17 protein-coding genes are annotated in these 16,257 nt (G+C 59.2%); 5 read left to right on the top strand and 12 right to left on the bottom strand.

From position 1 onward, the window contains the following. Together ribF and murJ are read right to left on the bottom strand one after the other, a co-directional pair. Nucleotides 1-939, bottom strand: a complete 939-nt coding sequence (gene ribF, locus ABV589_RS10545) for a bifunctional riboflavin kinase/FAD synthetase (protein ID WP_367085771.1) — start codon at nt 937-939, stop codon at nt 1-3. 129 nt (nt 940-1,068) lie between these two features. Beyond that, complete coding sequence (gene murJ / locus ABV589_RS10550; RefSeq protein WP_367085772.1) at nt 1,069-2,607, bottom strand: murein biosynthesis integral membrane protein MurJ; 1,539 nt, start codon at nt 2,605-2,607, stop codon at nt 1,069-1,071. A gap of 252 nt (nt 2,608-2,859) precedes the next feature. Here murJ and rpsT point away from each other — a divergent pair, with 252 nt between their 5' ends. After that, nucleotides 2,860-3,132 (top strand): 30S ribosomal protein S20, encoded by a 273-nt coding sequence (gene rpsT / locus ABV589_RS10555; protein ID WP_003228351.1) that lies wholly within the window; start codon nt 2,860-2,862, stop codon nt 3,130-3,132. A 120-nt stretch (nt 3,133-3,252) separates the two neighbouring features. Here the strand turns inward: rpsT and ABV589_RS10560 are convergent, their stop codons facing one another. The 5 genes from ABV589_RS10560 to rplU form a co-directional block, all read right to left on the bottom strand. After that, complete coding sequence (locus ABV589_RS10560; protein ID WP_003228353.1) at nt 3,253-3,720, bottom strand: CreA family protein; 468 nt, start codon at nt 3,718-3,720, stop codon at nt 3,253-3,255. A gap of 11 nt (nt 3,721-3,731) precedes the next feature. After that, nucleotides 3,732-4,850, bottom strand: coding sequence for a glutamate 5-kinase (gene proB / locus ABV589_RS10565; protein ID WP_027612826.1), 1,119 nt, complete (start codon nt 4,848-4,850; stop codon nt 3,732-3,734). Nucleotides 4,851-4,968: 118 nt separating this feature from the next. Beyond that, the gene (cgtA, locus tag ABV589_RS10570) at nt 4,969-6,192 is read right to left on the bottom strand and encodes an Obg family GTPase CgtA (RefSeq protein ID WP_367085773.1); all 1,224 of its coding nucleotides are present in this window, start codon (nt 6,190-6,192) and stop codon (nt 4,969-4,971) included. Nucleotides 6,193-6,386: 194 nt separating this feature from the next. Further along, nucleotides 6,387-6,644, bottom strand: coding sequence for a 50S ribosomal protein L27 (gene rpmA / locus ABV589_RS10575; protein ID WP_003228360.1), 258 nt, complete (start codon nt 6,642-6,644; stop codon nt 6,387-6,389). Between the two features lie 35 nt (nt 6,645-6,679). After that, nucleotides 6,680-6,991, bottom strand: coding sequence for a 50S ribosomal protein L21 (rplU, locus tag ABV589_RS10580; protein WP_003228361.1), 312 nt, complete (start codon nt 6,989-6,991; stop codon nt 6,680-6,682). 241 nt (nt 6,992-7,232) lie between these two features. Here rplU and ABV589_RS10585 point away from each other — a divergent pair, with 241 nt between their 5' ends. From ABV589_RS10585 to ABV589_RS10595, 3 genes are all read left to right on the top strand, one after another. Beyond that, on the top strand, nt 7,233-8,201 hold the full coding sequence (locus ABV589_RS10585; protein ID WP_007963807.1) for a polyprenyl synthetase family protein: 969 nt from the start codon (nt 7,233-7,235) through the stop codon (nt 8,199-8,201). Nucleotides 8,202-8,325: 124 nt separating this feature from the next. Then, a complete protein-coding gene (locus tag ABV589_RS10590) occupies nt 8,326-8,667 on the top strand; it encodes a zinc ribbon domain-containing protein YjdM (RefSeq protein ID WP_025108781.1) in 342 nt (113 codons plus the stop codon). Nucleotides 8,668-8,875: 208 nt separating this feature from the next. Then, on the top strand, nt 8,876-9,133 hold the full coding sequence (locus tag ABV589_RS10595; protein ID WP_003228365.1) for a hypothetical protein: 258 nt from the start codon (nt 8,876-8,878) through the stop codon (nt 9,131-9,133). Between the two features lie 110 nt (nt 9,134-9,243). On the opposite strand, the gene ABV589_RS10600 is transcribed toward ABV589_RS10595, so the two are convergent. The 3 genes from ABV589_RS10600 to ABV589_RS10610 all read right to left on the bottom strand — a co-directional run bounded on the left by ABV589_RS10600 (nt 9,244) and on the right by ABV589_RS10610 (nt 10,910). Beyond that, on the bottom strand, nt 9,244-9,861 hold the full coding sequence (locus tag ABV589_RS10600; RefSeq protein ID WP_007963802.1) for an FKBP-type peptidyl-prolyl cis-trans isomerase: 618 nt from the start codon (nt 9,859-9,861) through the stop codon (nt 9,244-9,246). 119 nt (nt 9,862-9,980) lie between these two features. Next, nucleotides 9,981-10,286, bottom strand: coding sequence for a DUF6482 family protein (locus ABV589_RS10605; protein WP_007963800.1), 306 nt, complete (start codon nt 10,284-10,286; stop codon nt 9,981-9,983). A gap of 135 nt (nt 10,287-10,421) precedes the next feature. Further along, nucleotides 10,422-10,910: a TIGR00645 family protein gene (locus ABV589_RS10610; protein ID WP_007963798.1), complete on the bottom strand. Its 489-nt coding sequence runs from the start codon at nt 10,908-10,910 to the stop codon at nt 10,422-10,424. 174 nt (nt 10,911-11,084) lie between these two features. On the opposite strand from ABV589_RS10610, the gene ABV589_RS10615 reads away from it, so the two are divergent. Beyond that, nucleotides 11,085-12,917 carry a hypothetical protein gene (locus ABV589_RS10615; protein ID WP_367085774.1) on the top strand — a complete coding sequence of 611 codons (1,833 nt, stop codon included), beginning with the start codon at nt 11,085-11,087 and terminating at the stop codon, nt 12,915-12,917. 6 nt (nt 12,918-12,923) lie between these two features. On the opposite strand, the gene ABV589_RS10620 is transcribed toward ABV589_RS10615, so the two are convergent. Both ABV589_RS10620 and ABV589_RS10625 read right to left on the bottom strand, forming a co-directional pair. Beyond that, nucleotides 12,924-13,253: a hypothetical protein gene (locus ABV589_RS10620; RefSeq protein WP_007963794.1), complete on the bottom strand. Its 330-nt coding sequence runs from the start codon at nt 13,251-13,253 to the stop codon at nt 12,924-12,926. A 311-nt stretch (nt 13,254-13,564) separates the two neighbouring features. Continuing rightward, nucleotides 13,565-16,003, bottom strand: a complete 2,439-nt coding sequence (locus ABV589_RS10625) for an ATP-binding protein (protein WP_007963792.1) — start codon at nt 16,001-16,003, stop codon at nt 13,565-13,567. Between the last annotated feature and the right edge of the window lie 254 nt (nt 16,004-16,257).

Consider the following 16,257-nt stretch of genomic DNA (forward strand, 5'->3'; position numbering starts at 1 on the left):
TTAGCGATGGGCGCTAGGTGCGGCTAGTGCACGGGCGGCGGCGACATCCGCGTTGATCGCCGTTTTCAGTGCCTCCAGGGAGGCGAAACGCTGCTCTTCACGCAGCTTTTGGTGGAAAACCACCGTCAGACGCCGGTCATACAGATCGCCGGCAAAATCCAGTAGATGAACTTCAAGGTGGGCTTTGCCATCACCTCGGACCGTAGGCCGTACGCCGATGTTGGCGACGCCGGGCCAGGTCTTGCCGTCGATGTCCACGTCCACCAGGTAAACCCCGGTGAACGGTACGCGACGGCGCTTGAGTTGAATGTTGGCAGTGGGCGTACCCAGTTGCCGGGCCAGTTTCTGGCCGTGCAGCACGCGACCGGCGATCCGGTACGGGCGGCCGAGCAGACGTTCGGCCAAGGCAAAATCGGCGGCGGCCAACGCGTTGCGCACCTGGGTGCTGCTGACACGAATGCCGTCCAGCTCGACGGTTTGCGCGGCTTCCACGGTAAACCCGCGTACCTGGCCGGCCTGCAGGAGGAAATCGAAATCACCGAGGCGGTCGCAGCCAAAGCGGAAATCGTCACCGACTTCCAAATGCTGCACGCCGAGACCGTCCACCAGGATGGTATCGACGAATTCACTGGCGCTGAGCTTGCTCAGGCGCTGGTTGAACGCCAGGCACAGCACCCGGTCGACACCCTCGGCGGCCAGCAACTGCAGCTTGTCACGCAAACGGGCCAGACGCGCCGGCGCGGTCTCGGGGGCGAAAAATTCCCGTGGCTGCGGCTCGAAAATCACCACGCAGCTGGGTACGCCCAACTCGAGCGCACGCTCACGCAGTCGGGCCAGGATAGCCTGGTGACCACGGTGAACACCGTCAAAGTTGCCAATAGTGGCGACGCAGCCCCGATGCTGGGGGCGCAAGTTGTGGAGGCCTCGAACCAGCTGCATAACGCGCTTCTTGCTCATAAAGTGGTCGATTATAACCACACCCGACGGTCGACGACAGGCAACACCGTAACGCAAAGTGATCGAGCCGACAAAACTGCCGGCACGTGCCCGGTTATAAAGGCTGAAACCTCAGCTCAAAGCCTTGCGATTGAAATCGCGCAGGCGGAAACCGAGCAGCAGCAACATACCGAAATACGCCACCACACCGGCAACCACCAGCGCCCCCAGACGCAGGAAGCGTTCCAGCATATGCCCCTGATCCCAGGCCGGCATGAAATGCATGCCCAGCAGCAGCACCACCGACATCACTGCCACTGCCACCACCAGCTTGAAGCCGAACATGTACCAGCCCGGTTGCGGCTGATACATCTTTTGCTTGCGCAGTTGATAGAACAGCAGCCCGGCATTGAGGCAGGCACCGGCACTGATTGCCAGCGCCAGACCGGCGTGAGCCAGCGGGCCGATCAGCATCAGGTTGAACAGCTGCGTGCACACCAAGGTGAAGATTGCGATTTTTACCGGCGTGCGGATGTTCTGTTGCGCATAGAAGCCCGGCGCCAGCACTTTGATCACGATAATTCCGAGCAGACCGACAGAATAGGCAATCAGTGCACGCTGGGTCATGGACGCGTCAAACGCGCTGAACTGACCATATTGGAACAGCGACACAGTCAGCGGCTCGGCGAGAATCCCCAATGCCAGCGCACACGGCAACACCAATACGAAGCACAGACGCAGCCCCCAGTCGAGGATCCGCGAGTATTCGTGACGATCCTTGCTCGCATAGGTCTTGGCCAGCGTCGGCAGCAAAATGGTGCCCAACGCTACGCCGAGCACACCGGACGGCAGCTCCATCAAACGGTCGGCGTAGTACATCCACGACACCGAACCGGCCACCAGGAACGAGGCGAAAATGGTGTTGATGATCAGCGAAATCTGGCTGACCGAGACACCGATGATCGCCGGCAGCATTTGCTTCATCACCCGCCAGACCCCGGTATCACGCAGATTCAGGCGTGGCAGCACCAGCATGCCGATTTTTTTCAGGTGCGGCAGTTGATAGAGCAACTGCGCCAGACCACCGACCAGAACCGCCCAGCCCAAAGCCATCACCGGTGGATCGAAATACGGCGTCAGGAACAGCGAAAACACGATCATGCTGACGTTGAGCAGGGTCGGCACGAAGGCCGGCACCGAAAAACGGTTCCAGGTATTGAGGATCGCCCCGGCCAGCGAGGACAGGGAGATCAGCAATATATAGGGGAACGTCACCCGCAACAGGTCGGAAGTGAGCTGGAATTTTTCCGGGGTATCGGCAAACCCCGGCGCCGTGGCCCAGATCACCCACGGTGCAGCGATCATCCCCAATGCTGTGACCAGAGCCAGCACCAACGTCAGCAAGCCCGATACATAAGCAATGAACGTGCGGGTCGCTTCTTCACCCTGCTGACTCTTGTATTCCGCCAGAATCGGCACGAAAGCCTGCGAAAACGCACCCTCGGCGAAGATTCGCCGCAGCAGGTTGGGCAATTTGAAGGCAATGAAAAAGGCGTCCGTTGCCATTCCGGCACCGAATGTGCGAGCGATGAGCGTGTCACGGACGAACCCCAGAATCCGGGAAAGCATCGTGATAGAGCTGACGGCGGCCAACGATTTGAGCAGATTCATTAAGGAAATTAGTGCCTGTCGATAAACAGCAGGCGAACAATGCGCCCACTTGTGCGATACTCCGCGCCGCAACAGCACAGAGCCAAAGCTCGCGAGTTTACAGGTCAAGCGCCGGAAATAAATATCCCGCCTCTTCATACCTACCACTTAGCGGAACGTTTCAAGCGCCCTTGACAAGACTTCTCTTCATCGGCATGATTCGCGGCCTATTTTGTTTGCTATTTCCTAAAAAGTCTTTCGAGGAGCTCGACGGTGGCCAACTCACCTTCCGCCAAAAAACGTGCAAAACAGGCTGAGAAGCGTCGCAGCCACAACGCCAGCCTGCGTTCCATGGTTCGTACCTACATCAAGAATGTAGTTAAGGCCATCGACGCAAAAGACGCTGAAAAAGCTCAAGCTGCATACGTTCTGGCTGTGCCAGTTATCGACCGTATGGCCGATAAAGGCATCATCCACAAGAACAAGGCTGCTCGTCATAAGAGCCGTCTGAATGGCCACGTCAAGGCACTGAAAGAAGCTGCTTAATCGACGTAGTCATTAAAAAACCGACCTTAGGGTCGGTTTTTTATTGCCTGCGATTTGATGAACACACAGCAAAAAAATGCAGGAACGAGCAAGCTCACACCTGCAATTGATTTTGCGCTATTACTGCTGGACCGGCACCCACGGCACAATCGGGATCGCCGTCACCGCATTCTGCGGGCTACCCTCGATCACGCGATCGCTGTAGACCAGATACACCAGCGTATTGCGCTTCTTGTCGAGGAAGCGCACCACCTGCATGGTCTTGAACACCAGCGAGGTGCGCTCCTTGAACACCTCGTCACCATCCTTCAGTTCGCCCTTGAACTTGATCGGACCGACCTGACGACAAGCTATCGACGCCTCGGCGCGATCCTCGGCCAGACCCAGACCACCTTTCACCCCACCCGTCTTGGCGCGAGACAGGTAGCAGGTCACGCCGTCGACCTTCGGATCATCGAAAGCTTCGACCACGATCCGGTCATTCGGGCCGACGAACTTGAACACCGTCGACACTTGACCGATTTCCTCGGCCGAGGCCAGCAACGGCAACGCCATCAGCAGACCCAACAATCCTTTTGCCATGCGCATCGCGTTTTTCCTTAGACCAGAATCAGGTTGTCACGGTGAACCAGTTCCGGCTCAGCCATGTAGCCCAGCACGCCGACAATTGCATCCGACGACTGACCAATGATTTTTTGCGCTTCAAGCGCACTGTAGTTGGCCAGACCACGGGCAATCTCGCGACCGTCCGGCGCCACACAAACCACCATCTCGCCACGCCGAAAGCTGCCCTGGACCAGTTTCACGCCGACCGGCAACAGACTCTTGTTACCTTGCGACAATGCCGACACCGCACCTTCGTCCAGCACCAGCGTGCCGCGAGTTTGCAGATGCCCGGCCAGCCACTGCTTGCGCGCCGCGAGCATGCCGCGCTCAGGCGACAGCAGCGTACCGATGCGCTCGCCAGCCTTCAGGCGATCGAGCACTCGCTCCAGACGCCCACCGACGATGATCGTATGCGCCCCGGAACGCGCCGCCAGACGCGCCGCTCGCAACTTGGTCTGCATGCCGCCACGCCCCAGCGCGCCACCAGTACCGCCCGCCACCGCATCAAGCGTCGGATCATCGGCGCGCGCTTCGTAAATCAGCTGTGCATCAGGGTTGTTTCGCGGATCGGCGTCGAACATACCGTCGCGATCGGTGAGGATCACCAGCAGATCGGCCTCGACCAGGTTGGCCACCAGCGCCGCCAGCGTGTCGTTGTCGCCGAAACGAATCTCGTCGGTGACCACGGTGTCGTTTTCGTTGATCACCGGGATGACTTTCAGCTCGACCAACGCGCGCAGAGTGCTGCGGGCATTGAGGTAGCGCTTGCGATCGGACAGGTCATCGTGAGTCAGGAGAATCTGCGCGGTGTGCCGACCATGCTCGGCAAAGCTCGATTCCCAAGCCTGCACCAGCCCCATCTGGCCGATTGCAGCTGCGGCCTGGAGCTCGTGCATCGCACTGGGTCGTGCGGTCCAGCCCAGGCGGCTCATGCCGGCAGCCACTGCCCCGGAGGACACCAGCACCAACTCGACACCCGCCTCATGCAGGGCGACCATCTGCTCGACCCAGACACTCATTGCCGCACGATCCAGCCCTTTGCCATCAGCCGTCAGCAAAGCGCTGCCGATCTTCACGACCCAACGCTGCGCACCTGTCACCTTGCTCCGCATCATCTTCAACCTTAGCTTGAGGACAGCGCGACCCAGCGCTGCCCGTTAATCGTGACTATCGATTTCCAGATACCAAAACGCCGCTCGATTGAGCGGCGTTCAAGTTTATCGCAACAGATCAGTCACGCACGTAAATGATTTCCGGACCGTCTTCATCATCCACATCTTCTTCGTCCCAGTCATCGTCGCCGATGTCGTGGACCGACTTCACGCCGCTGCGACGCAGGGCTCGCTTGTCATCCAGCGCCTGCAACTGGGCACGGGCTTCGTCTTCGATGCGCTGATCGAGATCGGCCAGTTCTTCCTTGTACGCCGGGTCATTAGCCAGGCGATCGGCACGATCTTCCAGATAACGCATGATGTCGCGCGTCAGACGCTCGGTACCTTCTTTGGCGATGGCCGAGATCACGTAGACCGGGCCTTCCCACTGCAGGCGATCGACGATTTCCTTGACGCGCTCTTCGTGCTCTTCTTCAAGGATCTGGTCGCACTTGTTCAGTACCAGCCAGCGATCACGCTCGGCCAGCGACGGGCTGAATTTGACCAGCTCGTTGACGATCACTTCAGCTGCGTCCGGTGCACTGGTGCCATCCAGCGGCGCCATGTCGACGAGGTGCAGCAACAGACGCGTACGCGCCAAGTGCTTGAGGAAGCGAATGCCCAGGCCGGCACCGTCGGAAGCGCCTTCGATCAGACCGGGAATGTCGGCGATGACGAAGCTTTTCCAGCGGTCAACGCTGACCACACCCAGGTTCGGCACCAGCGTGGTGAACGGGTAGTCGGCAACTTTCGGCTTGGCCGCCGATACCGAACGGATAAAGGTACTTTTACCGGCGTTCGGCAAGCCCAGCAGACCGACGTCAGCCAGCACTTTCATTTCCAGTTTCAGGTCACGCTGCTCACCCGGCTTGCCCGGCGTGGTCTGGCGTGGCGCACGGTTGGTACTGGATTTGAAACGAGTGTTGCCCAGACCGTGCCAACCACCCTGCACCACCATCAGTTTCTGGCCGGCCTTGGTCAGGTCGCCAATCACTTCCTGGGTAGCCGAGTCGATTACGGTGGTACCGACTGGCACGCGCAGGATCAGGTCTTCACCCTTCTTGCCGGTGCAATCGGTGCTGCCGCCGTTGGAGCCACGCTCGGCATCGAAGTGCCGGGTGTAACGGTAGTCGACCAGGGTGTTGAGGTTCTCGTCGGCCATCATGTAGATGGAACCGCCGTCACCGCCATCACCGCCGTTCGGGCCGCCGTTTTCAATGAATTTTTCCCGACGGAAACTCATGCAGCCATTGCCGCCGTCGCCAGCTTTTACGCGGATCGATACTTCGTCTACAAACTTCATAACTCAACGCCTCTCGCCATACGGACGAGCCGAAAAACAATCAAGACATAAGACTCTTGCAAAAATGAGCGCAGCGACCCCAAAACACGACCTGCATCGCACGCCGACAGCCCATACAAACAGTTTTGCAAGAGACTCACCCCACAAACGAAAAAGCCCCGTCGCAAGACAGGGCTCTTCCAGCGATCTCGCGATTAAGCCGCGACAACGCTCACGTAACGACGACCGAAGGCGCCTTTTACTTCAAACTTGATCACGCCTTCGATTTTCGCGAAGAGGGTGTGATCTTTACCCATGCCAACGCCGTAGCCAGCGTGGAATTGGGTGCCGCGCTGACGCACGATGATGTTGCCGGCCTTGATGACCTGGCCGCCATACATCTTCACGCCAAGGCGTTTGGCTTCTGAGTCGCGACCGTTACGGGTACTACCACCAGCTTTTTTGTGTGCCATGAGTTCAATTCTCCTAGTGAGGAATTAGGCTGTAATTAAGCCTGAATACCGGTGATTTTGATCTCGGTGAACCACTGGCGGTGGCCCATACGCTTCATGTGGTGCTTACGGCGACGGAACTTGATGATGCGGACTTTATCGTGACGACCTTGGGAGATCACTTCAGCCTTGACGGTTGCGCCAGCAACAACAGGTGCGCCGATGTTCACGTCGTCGCCATTGGCGACCAGCAGAACGCGGTCAAAAGTCACGGATTCGCCAGTAGCGACTTCCAGTTTTTCGATCTTCAGGTATTCACCTTCAGCGACCTTGTATTGCTTACCGCCGGTAACGATTACTGCGTACATGGTATTTCTCCGATAATCCTGCTCACCCAGCTCTTTATAAGAAGAGGTATTGGCTGGCATGGCTGCATGGGGCTGGAACGGCCCAAGTGCAATTGCGTAAGGCAGGTGCTGCCCAGGAAGTTCAGGGTGCGCGATTGTACGCAAGCATCGAGAGTCACGCAAGTGGCCGTCCATCGCGCCTTGACAGGCCCCGGTGGGGGTCCTAGCATGCCGCGCAACCCTTCTGGAGCAACTGTCGCTGATGCAACCCCAAGCTTTCTACCGCGCGGTGGCGGACGATTTTAGCGCCGTCGACGGCATCATCAAGAAGCAGCTGACTTCCCGAGTGCCGCTGGTATCGAAAATCGGCGATTACATCACCTCGGCCGGCGGTAAACGCCTGCGTCCTTTATTGGTGCTGCTGTGTGGCAAGGCGCTGGGCCGCGAAGGCGATGACCTGCGTCTGCTGGCCGCCACCATCGAATTCCTGCACACCGCGACCCTGCTGCATGACGACGTGGTCGACATGTCCGGCATGCGCCGTGGCCGCTCGACCGCCAACGCCATGTGGGGCAACGCCCCAAGCGTACTTGTCGGCGACTTCCTGTACTCGCGCTCGTTCGAAATGATGGTCGAGCTGGGTTCGATGCCGGTGATGAAGATCCTGTCCCAGGCCACGCGCATCATCGCCGAAGGCGAAGTGTTGCAGCTGTCCAAGGTACGCGACGCCAGCACCACCGAAGAAACCTACATGGAAGTCATCCGCGGCAAGACCGCGATGCTCTTCGAAGCTTCGACCCACAGCGCTGCCGCACTGGCCGGTGCCACCGCCGAGCAGAGCGAAGCCCTGCGCACCTTCGGTGATCACCTGGGCGTGGCGTTCCAACTGGTCGACGACCTGCTGGACTACAAGGGCGACGCCGAGACCCTGGGCAAGAACGTCGGTGACGATCTGGCCGAAGGCAAGCCGACCCTGCCGCTGATCTACACCATGCGTGAAGGCACGCCGGAGCAGGCTGCTCTGGTGCGCCAGGCGATCCAGAAAGGCGGGATCGAAGACCTCGAAAGCATTCGCATCGCCGTGGAAGCCTCGGGTTCGCTGGAGTACACCGCACAACTGGCCCGCGACTACGTGGCCCGTGCGATCAAGTGCCTCGACGCGCTGCCGGCCAGCGAATACCGCGATGCACTGGTAGAACTGAGCGAGTTTGCGGTCGCCCGCACGCACTGATCACCGCGCAACCAAAGAGCCGCAGCCTTCTGCCGAAGCCTGCGGCTTTTTGTTGCCTGCCCTCTACGCGCTAAAACCTTATACAATGTGCGACTTTTAGCGATCCACATCCCAAGGAGCCTTAGTGAGCACGTTGCCACCCTGCCCGAAATGCAATTCCGAATACACCTACGAAGACGGTGCCCAACTGATCTGCCCAGAGTGCGCCCACGAGTGGTCGGCCAGCGGCGAAGCCGAAGTGGCATCCGATGATGCCGTGAAGAAAGATTCGGTCGGCAACGTGCTGCAGGACGGCGACACCATCACCGTGATCAAGGACCTGAAGGTCAAGGGCACCTCGCTGGTGGTCAAGGTCGGCACCAAGGTCAAGAACATCCGCCTGTGCGATGGCGACCATGACATCGACTGTAAGATCGATGGCATCGGCCCGATGAAACTCAAGTCCGAGTTCGTCAGAAAGGTCTGATCCGCTTGTCATCCATCCCGCGCCCGCCGTGGGATGGAGCTTCGCCCTCCCCCGCTTTGCCCTCCCGCATTTTCGCGTAATAGCCAGACGCCAGCCGATTTGACCTTACGCAATCTTTACCCGGAAAAAATCGCATTCCGCCAATAGGCGCTTGCTATTTGACGAATAAGAATTATTCTCATTGAAACCTTTCAAGGAGATGAGACCCATGACTTATTTGATCGACGCCTGGCTGGATCGCCCACACCCGTACCTCAGAATCCTGCATCGGGAAACCGGCGAAGTCTGTGCAGTACTGGAAGAAGAAGCCCTGCATGAGCTGCAGGATCAGGGTGATCTGGATGTCAGCAGCCTGAATTCCAGCGAACCGCTGGTGCTCAAGGAACTGGTGCGTAATCTGTTCCTGTTCTGCTATGCCCGGGCCTTGCGCCCGACCAATGAACTGCATCACAAGATCGAAATATGAACAGCAACACAAAACATGTGGGAGCGAGCTTGCTCGCGAAGGCAGCAACGCGATTACAGATTTGAACCGGATCGCCTGCATTCGCGAGCAAGCTCGCTCCCACAAAGGTTTTACAGAACGTCCAGCAGCTCGACGTCGAATACCAGAACGCTGTGCGGCGGGATGCTGCCAACGCCTTGAGCGCCGTAAGCCAGTTCGCTCGGCACGTACAGGCGCCATTTGCTGCCGGCATTCATCAGTTGCAGGGCTTCGGTCCAGCCGGCGATCACGCCGCCCACCGGGAATTCCGCTGGCTGGCCACGATCGTAGGAGCTGTCGAACACAGTGCCGTCGATCAGCATGCCGTGGTAGTGAGTACGCACGGTGTCTTCACGGGATGGCTTGGCGCCTTCGCCCTGGGTCAGCACTTCGAATTGCAGACCGGAAGCCAGGGTGGTGATGCCTTCTTTCTTGGCGTTTTCAGCCAGGAACGCACGGCCTTCGCCGGCAGCAGCTTCAGCCTTGGCAGCGGCTTCGGCTTGCATGATTTCGCGGATAACCTTGAAGCTGGCGGACATTTCTTCCTGGCCAACACGGCTTTCCTTACCGGCGAAAGCGTCGGTCAGACCGGCCAGGATCGCGTCCAGGCTGACACCCGGTGGCGGGTTGTCGCGCAGCTGGTCACCCAGCTGACGGCCAATACCGTAGCTGACGCGGGTTTCGTCGGTGGACAGATTTACTTCGGACATGACAATGCTCCGCTCTGGGGCGATCCGGAAGGAAATATTCTTACAACCCCCTCCGAAAAGCCCTACATGAAAAAGGGCGAGCAGACTAGCACAGATGCCCGGAGGATGGGACGCAAGGCCTACAGGGCCGAGCGCCAGGCCAGCGGCACTTTCAGGCTTTCTTCGCCACTGGCGCCCAGGCCGCACATTTCATCGTGTACCGAGGTGTGGACGAGGTTGAACGGCAGCACCGGAAAGTTATGCAGCACATCCCGCGCATGTTCCACCGAACGCAACATCAGCATGTTGCCCTTGGGATCACTCAGCGGATACGCCGCCCCATGCATCCGCGCCTCGAGCAGATAAAGTCCGCCCTCCATGGAGATCAGGTTCAGCTCATCGACCTTTCTGGCGATGGCAAACGCATTCAATTCTTGCAGGTTCATGAACGCACCTCGTGCGGTGGCGAGCCAGGACCTCTACAGGGATATGCCCGCGCGCACCAAAGCACAAGCCACAAACGACACCGCCCGTCTGTTTCGCAACAGACGGGCGGTGTTTTTGCAGCGATCAGCCAATGATCAGTGCTTGGTGAGCTTGTCCAGATAGCCCATGGCAAACGCCGAGATCACGAAGGTCATGTGGATGATCACGTACCACATCAGGTGCTCGGGATCGACGTTCTTGGCATCCATGAAGATCCGCAGCAGATGGATCGAGGAAATCGCCACGATCGACGCCGCCACTTTCATCTTCAGCGACGAGGAATCCATGGTGCCCAGCCAGCTGAGCTTCTCTTTGCCTTCGTCGATGTTCAGCTCGGACACGAAGTTTTCGTACCCGGAAATCATCACCATCACCAGCAGGCCGCCCACCAGCGCCATGTCGATCAGCGACAGCAGCACCAGGATCAGATCCGATTCGGCCATGGAGAACACGTTGGGAATGACGTGAAACACTTCCTGGAAGAATTTCAATGCCAGCGCCAGCAGCCCGAGGGACAGCCCGATATAGATCGGCGCCAGCAGCCAGCGCGTGGCGTACATTGCATTTTCGATAAAGCGTTCCATTGACTCTCACACAATAAGGATTGAAATCGGCGGCGAGTATACCAGCCGCCCGTGACGACCAGAAACCGCCCGGCTCGCACCTCCAATCACTGCAACCTGCGTGTGTAGGTGATTTTTTTTCTGCTACTGTCCAAACCATTGACCGCCTAGCGAAAGTGGACAGGACGACTGGAAATGGATGTGCGATTACCGTTGACGACTGCCGGAATTTGCCTCGCTCTGCTGCTGGGTGGCTGCTCGCCCGGCGAAGAGAAAAAACCCTCGGTCAGCCTCGACGCGAAGACGGCAACCTTCGAACACTCACTGGACGCCATTACCGACCCGAAACTCAAGGACGCCGTAACCGAACTCGGCGGTTCGCTGCTGCTGCTCGAACGCGCGCAGCTCAAGCTCGACAGCACCCCGCTGAAAACCGTCTACGGCGAAGACACCCTCGGCATCCTCAAGCACTACCCTTCGCCGCAGGCGCTGGTCGATACCTTTATCAACGGACTGTTCGTGCTGCACAAGGACGCCAGCTCCGATTACCTTACCGACCTGCAACCGGTATTCCCGTTCAACCTGAACATTCCCGGTGGCTTTCTATTCCCGCACGGCGTGGAATGGCAGTCAGTGACCCTGAGCAACAAGCGCGTGATCGCCTATCAGCCGGAGTGGTCGGAAACCGATCCCGGCATTCAGTTGAGCCCGTCCAGCTCCAACGTCAACAACCCCGATGACCTGACCGTGACCTACCCGTTCATCGAAGGGCTGGACGTGGACAAGAAGAGCCAGCCACAACCGGTGAGCCTGCAAGGCAAAGTCGAAGTCATCGCGCCGCGTCGCTTGTTCAGCTTCAACCTGAACCAGAAGGATGTCGGCCAGACCCGCACCGACGACAACCTCAGCGTCACTCTGCTGAAGCTTGAAAAGAACTACGCCGAAGTCGAATTCAGCAACAGCCTGCCATTGGCACCTGAGGTCGAGGGTGCGCAGCTCAATCCAGTCATCGTTCAGGCCCGCGACCTCAGCGGGCAATACCTGGTGCGCGCCGGTTCGATCAACGAGAGCCCGGCACAAGTCGCCTTCTACGAGAAACAACTGGCGCATCTGCAACAGCAGAAAACCTGGAGCGAGGCGTTGGAAAAACAGCTCGAGGACGAACAGCAGACCTTCGAGCAGCAGCATCCGCGCCGCTACAACAAGGTCTACTTCAATGGCCCCATCGATACCCTGGAAGTCAGCGTGCTCGATTTCTCATCGGCAACCGTGACTCGCAAGGCGCTGGACCTGCCGGTGCGCACCTTCAGTCAGCACACCACCGAAAAAGCCATCCAGCCGCTGGACCCGGCGGTGGTCGTCTATGACGACCTGGCGCCGAACTGGCTCAAGGGCGCGAGCCTCACCGAGGAAGCGTTGAAGGCCGGCATCCGCATCCATCAGTCCGTGGAGGATCCGAGCGCTGCACGCATCGAGTTCTCTCACCGTCGAACCTTCAACGATGAGCTGCTCGGCGATGACTTCAGCCCCGGCGAGAGTCCCGTGACCTTCTTCACCGAGAAACGCAGCGGCAAACTCGATGAGCCGATCGAACTGCCGCCCGAGGCGTATCAGGTCGATCCGCTGCAAGCGACGATCACTTACGATTTGAACCTGTTTCCGGAAACCCCGGCGATTGCCGTGGGCTCGATGCCATTGTTTCTCGCGACCGTCGACAAGCAAACCTACGACGCCAAGTCCTTGCCCAAAGGCCTGGAGATCAAGAACAACATGCTGGTGGTGGACTTGAAACTGTTCCCGGCCAACGCCTGGCGATTCTTCGTCAAGGACGACAGCGGTAACTACCTGAAACAGATTCTTTCGGTCAGTCACGACGCGAGTGCGGATGGTCCGGCGCTGTTCGGCGTGCATTACTTCTATGGCCGTCCAACGCATGTGGAGACCTATCAGAGAACCGAACTCAATACCGTGCAATACGGCTTTGAGGTCAAGCTCGACAAGGCGCAGCAGTCCGACACCGCGCCATGATTGCGCCTAGTGGTCGAACACGCCGACCGTACGCCCACGCCCGCCATTGATCTGGCGCAGCTGTGCCTGCAGGTGCAGACTCCAGATCTGCGGATCGTCGGCCAGCTCGTAACCGTGCATCGTCAGGCTTTCAACAATGGTGTCGAGAATCGACTCGGCGGCGACCGGCCCATGAAACGGGCCCTGAGCCTTGATGGCGGAAGGTTGTTCACCGGCCATGCCGGCAGCGAAGAGCAAGGTCCACATGCCGTTATCGCCGGCCAACGGCTTGATGGCGCATTCGATGCGGGTCACAAGACCCAGGCATTGACGGGTGAGGCAGAGGTTGCGCGACATGGCGGCGACCCTCGGTAAAACCTGTATTCAGCCCTCACGCGAAGGCTGTTTCGATCCAGTGATACTGTCGATGTCCTTGAGCTGAGAATAGAAGAAAAGTCCGCCGCGCAAGCCGGATGGAACCAGAAGGCGCCGAATGGTCATTGTGTGAATGTTGACGTCAGAGTAGTGGCACTTTTCGTTCGATTACACGCAAAAACAAATGTAGGAGTGAGCCTGCTCGCGATAGCGGTATGTCAGATCAATCATTCGTTGACTGACACTCCGCTATCGCGAGCAGGCTCACTCCTACAGTTTGACCGCGTTGAGGCTTACGCCGGTTTGGCCTCGGCCAACGCCTCCTGCGCCAATTCCTTCTCGGCCTCTTTCAGATCGTCTTCACTGATCATCTCGGCAATCACCCGCAGACGCTCGACCACGCGCGCATTGACGCTGCCCTCAGGGAACTGACCGTCAGCATCCGGCTCACCGGCCGGCTCGCCGACCAACAGGCTCAACGCCTCGTCTGCCTGACGCACCGCGTACACGTGGAACTGCCCGGCGCGCACCGCCGCCAGCACCTTCTCGTCGAGCATCAGCGTGGCGACGTTGGCCTGTGGAATGATCGCGCCCTGCTCGCCGGTCAGCCCGCGGGCTTCGCAGAGACGGAAGAAGCCTTCGATCTTCTCGTTGACCCCGCCGACCGCCTGCACTTCACCGAACTGGTTGATCGAACCGGTGATCGCAAAGCACTGCTTGAGCGGAGTTTTCGACAGCGCCGAAATCAGCGTGCACGCCTCGCCCAGCGACGCACTGTCGCCATCGACATAACCGTAGGATTGCTCCAGCGCGATGCTCGCGGAGATCGCCAGCGGGAATTCCTGGGCGTAACGGCTGCCCAGATACCCGGTGAGAATCATCACGCCCTTGGAGTGGATCGGTTGCCCAAGGTTGACCTCGCGCTCGATGTCGACGATACCGCTGCCGCCCGGGTACACCGTGGCGGAAATCCGCGCCGGCACACCAAACGCCGAGTCGCCGACTTCCAGCACGGTCAGCCCGTTGCACTTGCCAACCGCCGCGCCGTCAGTGTCGATCAGGATGATCCCGGCGAGCATGTCGTCGAGGATCCTTGCCGACACGCGACCGGTGCGGGTTGCCTTGGCTTTCAGCGCCCGCTCGATGTGCCCGGCATCGGTCATTTCATCACCGGCCAGATGGCGGATGAAATCCGCTTCGCTGACCAGTTGAAACAGATCACCGATCCGCGCCGACAAGCGCCCCTGATGCTCCGCCAGCCGCGCGCTATAGGTCGCCAGACGCGCCACCGCATCGGCGGTCAGCGGCGCCATGCCTTCTTCCGAAGTACGGGTTTTCAGCAACTGGGCGAACTGCTCCAGGCTTTCGTCGACCATCGGAATGTCTTCGTCGAAGTCGACCAGCACGCGGAACATCTCCTGGAAGTCCGGATCCAGGTCCTGCAGCGTGTAATACAGCTGCCGCGCGCCGATGATGATGACTTTGACCTGCAACGGAATGTGCTGCGGGTTGAGAGTCACGGTGGCGAAACGGCCCATCTCGCCCAGCGGTGATTCCATCTTCAGCTTGCGCGATTGCAGGGCACGCTTCAGCGCATCCCACACGAACGGCTCGCTGAGCATTTTTTCCGCTTCAAGGATCAGGAAGCCGCCGTTGGCGCGATGCAGTGCACCTGGGCGCAACTGCCGATAAGTGGTGTAGAGCGCCCCCTGATCGGTGGTGTATTCGATGCGGCCGAACAGATTCTCGTAAGTTGGGTGCGGTTCAAAAACCACCGGCGCACCGCCGCTGGCCGGATGCCCGACCACCAGGCTCGGCGCGTACTGCTCTTCCAGCAGTTTGCGCGCCACGGCGTCGGTCTTGCTGTCGTCGACCAGTTGCTCGACCACGGTTTTCAGCAGGTACACCTGCATCGCCTGCAGGTAACCGCAGACCGCAGCGTTCTCCGCGTACTTCTCGGACAGCGGCGAGAGCAACGGCTGCAAGGCCAGAGTGATGGTTTCTTCGTTGAGCTGACGCAACTGATTGTTCGACTCGCGCTTCCACTGCGGCAGGCTCGCGAGTTCTTCATTCAGACGTTCCTCGAGCCCGGAGATGTCCTCGTGGAAACGCTCACGATCGGCTTCCGGCAATTGCGAGAACTCGGCCTCGTCCAGCGCCTTGCCTTCGAGCATCGGCGTGAAGGCGATATTGCTGCTGTCACGGTACAGGGCGACGTCTTTTTCCAGGGCCAGACGTTCGATGACGTCCAGCGCCTTGTCATAGCGCTGGTTGAAGGCGCGGTCGATGGCGCTTTTCTTTTGCTGGTAGGACGGGTGTTCGAACACCGCAGGGAAAGTCGCCAGCAGGTTGTCGATCAGCCCGTTGATATCGCCGATGAACGCAGCGGCCGTTCCCGAAGGCAGTTCCAGCGCGCGGGGCTCGCGCGGCTCATCGAAATTGTTGACGTAGACCCAGTCCGCCGGGGTCTGCAGGCGTTTGCCTTCGGCCTTCAGGTAGCGTTTGACGAACGAAAACCGGCCGGTGCCCGGTTCGCCCATGACAAAGACGTTGTAACCGGGGCGTGGCATCGCCACACCGAACTGCAAGGCTTCGACCGCACGTTCCTGGCCAAGCACACCGCGAAAGGGCTCCAGATCATTGGTGGTAGTGAAGCTGAACTGTTCAGCGGAAAACGGACGAGTCAGCGCTTCGGGCGCTATACGCAGGCTGGCAGCAACAGGATCAGGCATCGGGCTTCCTTAACAATCAGGCGGGGCAGATAGCGGCATTCTGGCGCTGCCCGTGCCCCACTGGCAAGGCGCGCCACACGACAAAGCATAGACAACCGGGCCACCCCGCTTCGCCCCCCGTGAATCCGGGGTTATCGCCAAATCTTTTGTAAAAAATCACGGAACCCCCGGAACGTGCCTAAACTCCAAACTGCGCGGCTGGAACTAATACCGGCCCACTGGCGCTTCAGGGGTCTGTTATCACAGAGCCTGGG

The sequence above is a fragment of the Pseudomonas sp. HOU2 genome, from assembly GCF_040729435.1.
GTDB lineage: Bacteria > Pseudomonadota > Gammaproteobacteria > Pseudomonadales > Pseudomonadaceae > Aquipseudomonas.

What these genes read in the sequence shown, in the direction of transcription:
- ribF (WP_367085771.1), bottom strand. Translation starts at nt 939, where the DNA reads ATGCAGCTGGTTCGAGGCCTCCACAACTTGCGCCCCCAGCATCGGGGC.
- murJ (WP_367085772.1), bottom strand. Translation starts at nt 2,607, where the DNA reads ATGAATCTGCTCAAATCGTTGGCCGCCGTCAGCTCTATCACGATGCTT.
- ABV589_RS10560 (WP_003228353.1), bottom strand. Translation starts at nt 3,720, where the DNA reads ATGCGCATGGCAAAAGGATTGTTGGGTCTGCTGATGGCGTTGCCGTTG.
- proB (WP_027612826.1), bottom strand. Translation starts at nt 4,850, where the DNA reads ATGCGGAGCAAGGTGACAGGTGCGCAGCGTTGGGTCGTGAAGATCGGC.
- cgtA (WP_367085773.1), bottom strand. Translation starts at nt 6,192, where the DNA reads ATGAAGTTTGTAGACGAAGTATCGATCCGCGTAAAAGCTGGCGACGGC.
- rpmA (WP_003228360.1), bottom strand. Translation starts at nt 6,644, where the DNA reads ATGGCACACAAAAAAGCTGGTGGTAGTACCCGTAACGGTCGCGACTCA.
- rplU (WP_003228361.1), bottom strand. Translation starts at nt 6,991, where the DNA reads ATGTACGCAGTAATCGTTACCGGCGGTAAGCAATACAAGGTCGCTGAA.
- ABV589_RS10585 (WP_007963807.1), top strand. Translation starts at nt 7,233, where the DNA reads ATGCAACCCCAAGCTTTCTACCGCGCGGTGGCGGACGATTTTAGCGCC.
- ABV589_RS10595 (WP_003228365.1), top strand. Translation starts at nt 8,876, where the DNA reads ATGACTTATTTGATCGACGCCTGGCTGGATCGCCCACACCCGTACCTC.
- ABV589_RS10600 (WP_007963802.1), bottom strand. Translation starts at nt 9,861, where the DNA reads ATGTCCGAAGTAAATCTGTCCACCGACGAAACCCGCGTCAGCTACGGT.
- ABV589_RS10605 (WP_007963800.1), bottom strand. Translation starts at nt 10,286, where the DNA reads ATGAACCTGCAAGAATTGAATGCGTTTGCCATCGCCAGAAAGGTCGAT.
- ABV589_RS10610 (WP_007963798.1), bottom strand. Translation starts at nt 10,910, where the DNA reads ATGGAACGCTTTATCGAAAATGCAATGTACGCCACGCGCTGGCTGCTG.
- ABV589_RS10615 (WP_367085774.1), top strand. Translation starts at nt 11,085, where the DNA reads ATGGATGTGCGATTACCGTTGACGACTGCCGGAATTTGCCTCGCTCTG.
- ABV589_RS10620 (WP_007963794.1), bottom strand. Translation starts at nt 13,253, where the DNA reads ATGTCGCGCAACCTCTGCCTCACCCGTCAATGCCTGGGTCTTGTGACC.
- ABV589_RS10625 (WP_007963792.1), bottom strand. Translation starts at nt 16,003, where the DNA reads ATGCCTGATCCTGTTGCTGCCAGCCTGCGTATAGCGCCCGAAGCGCTG.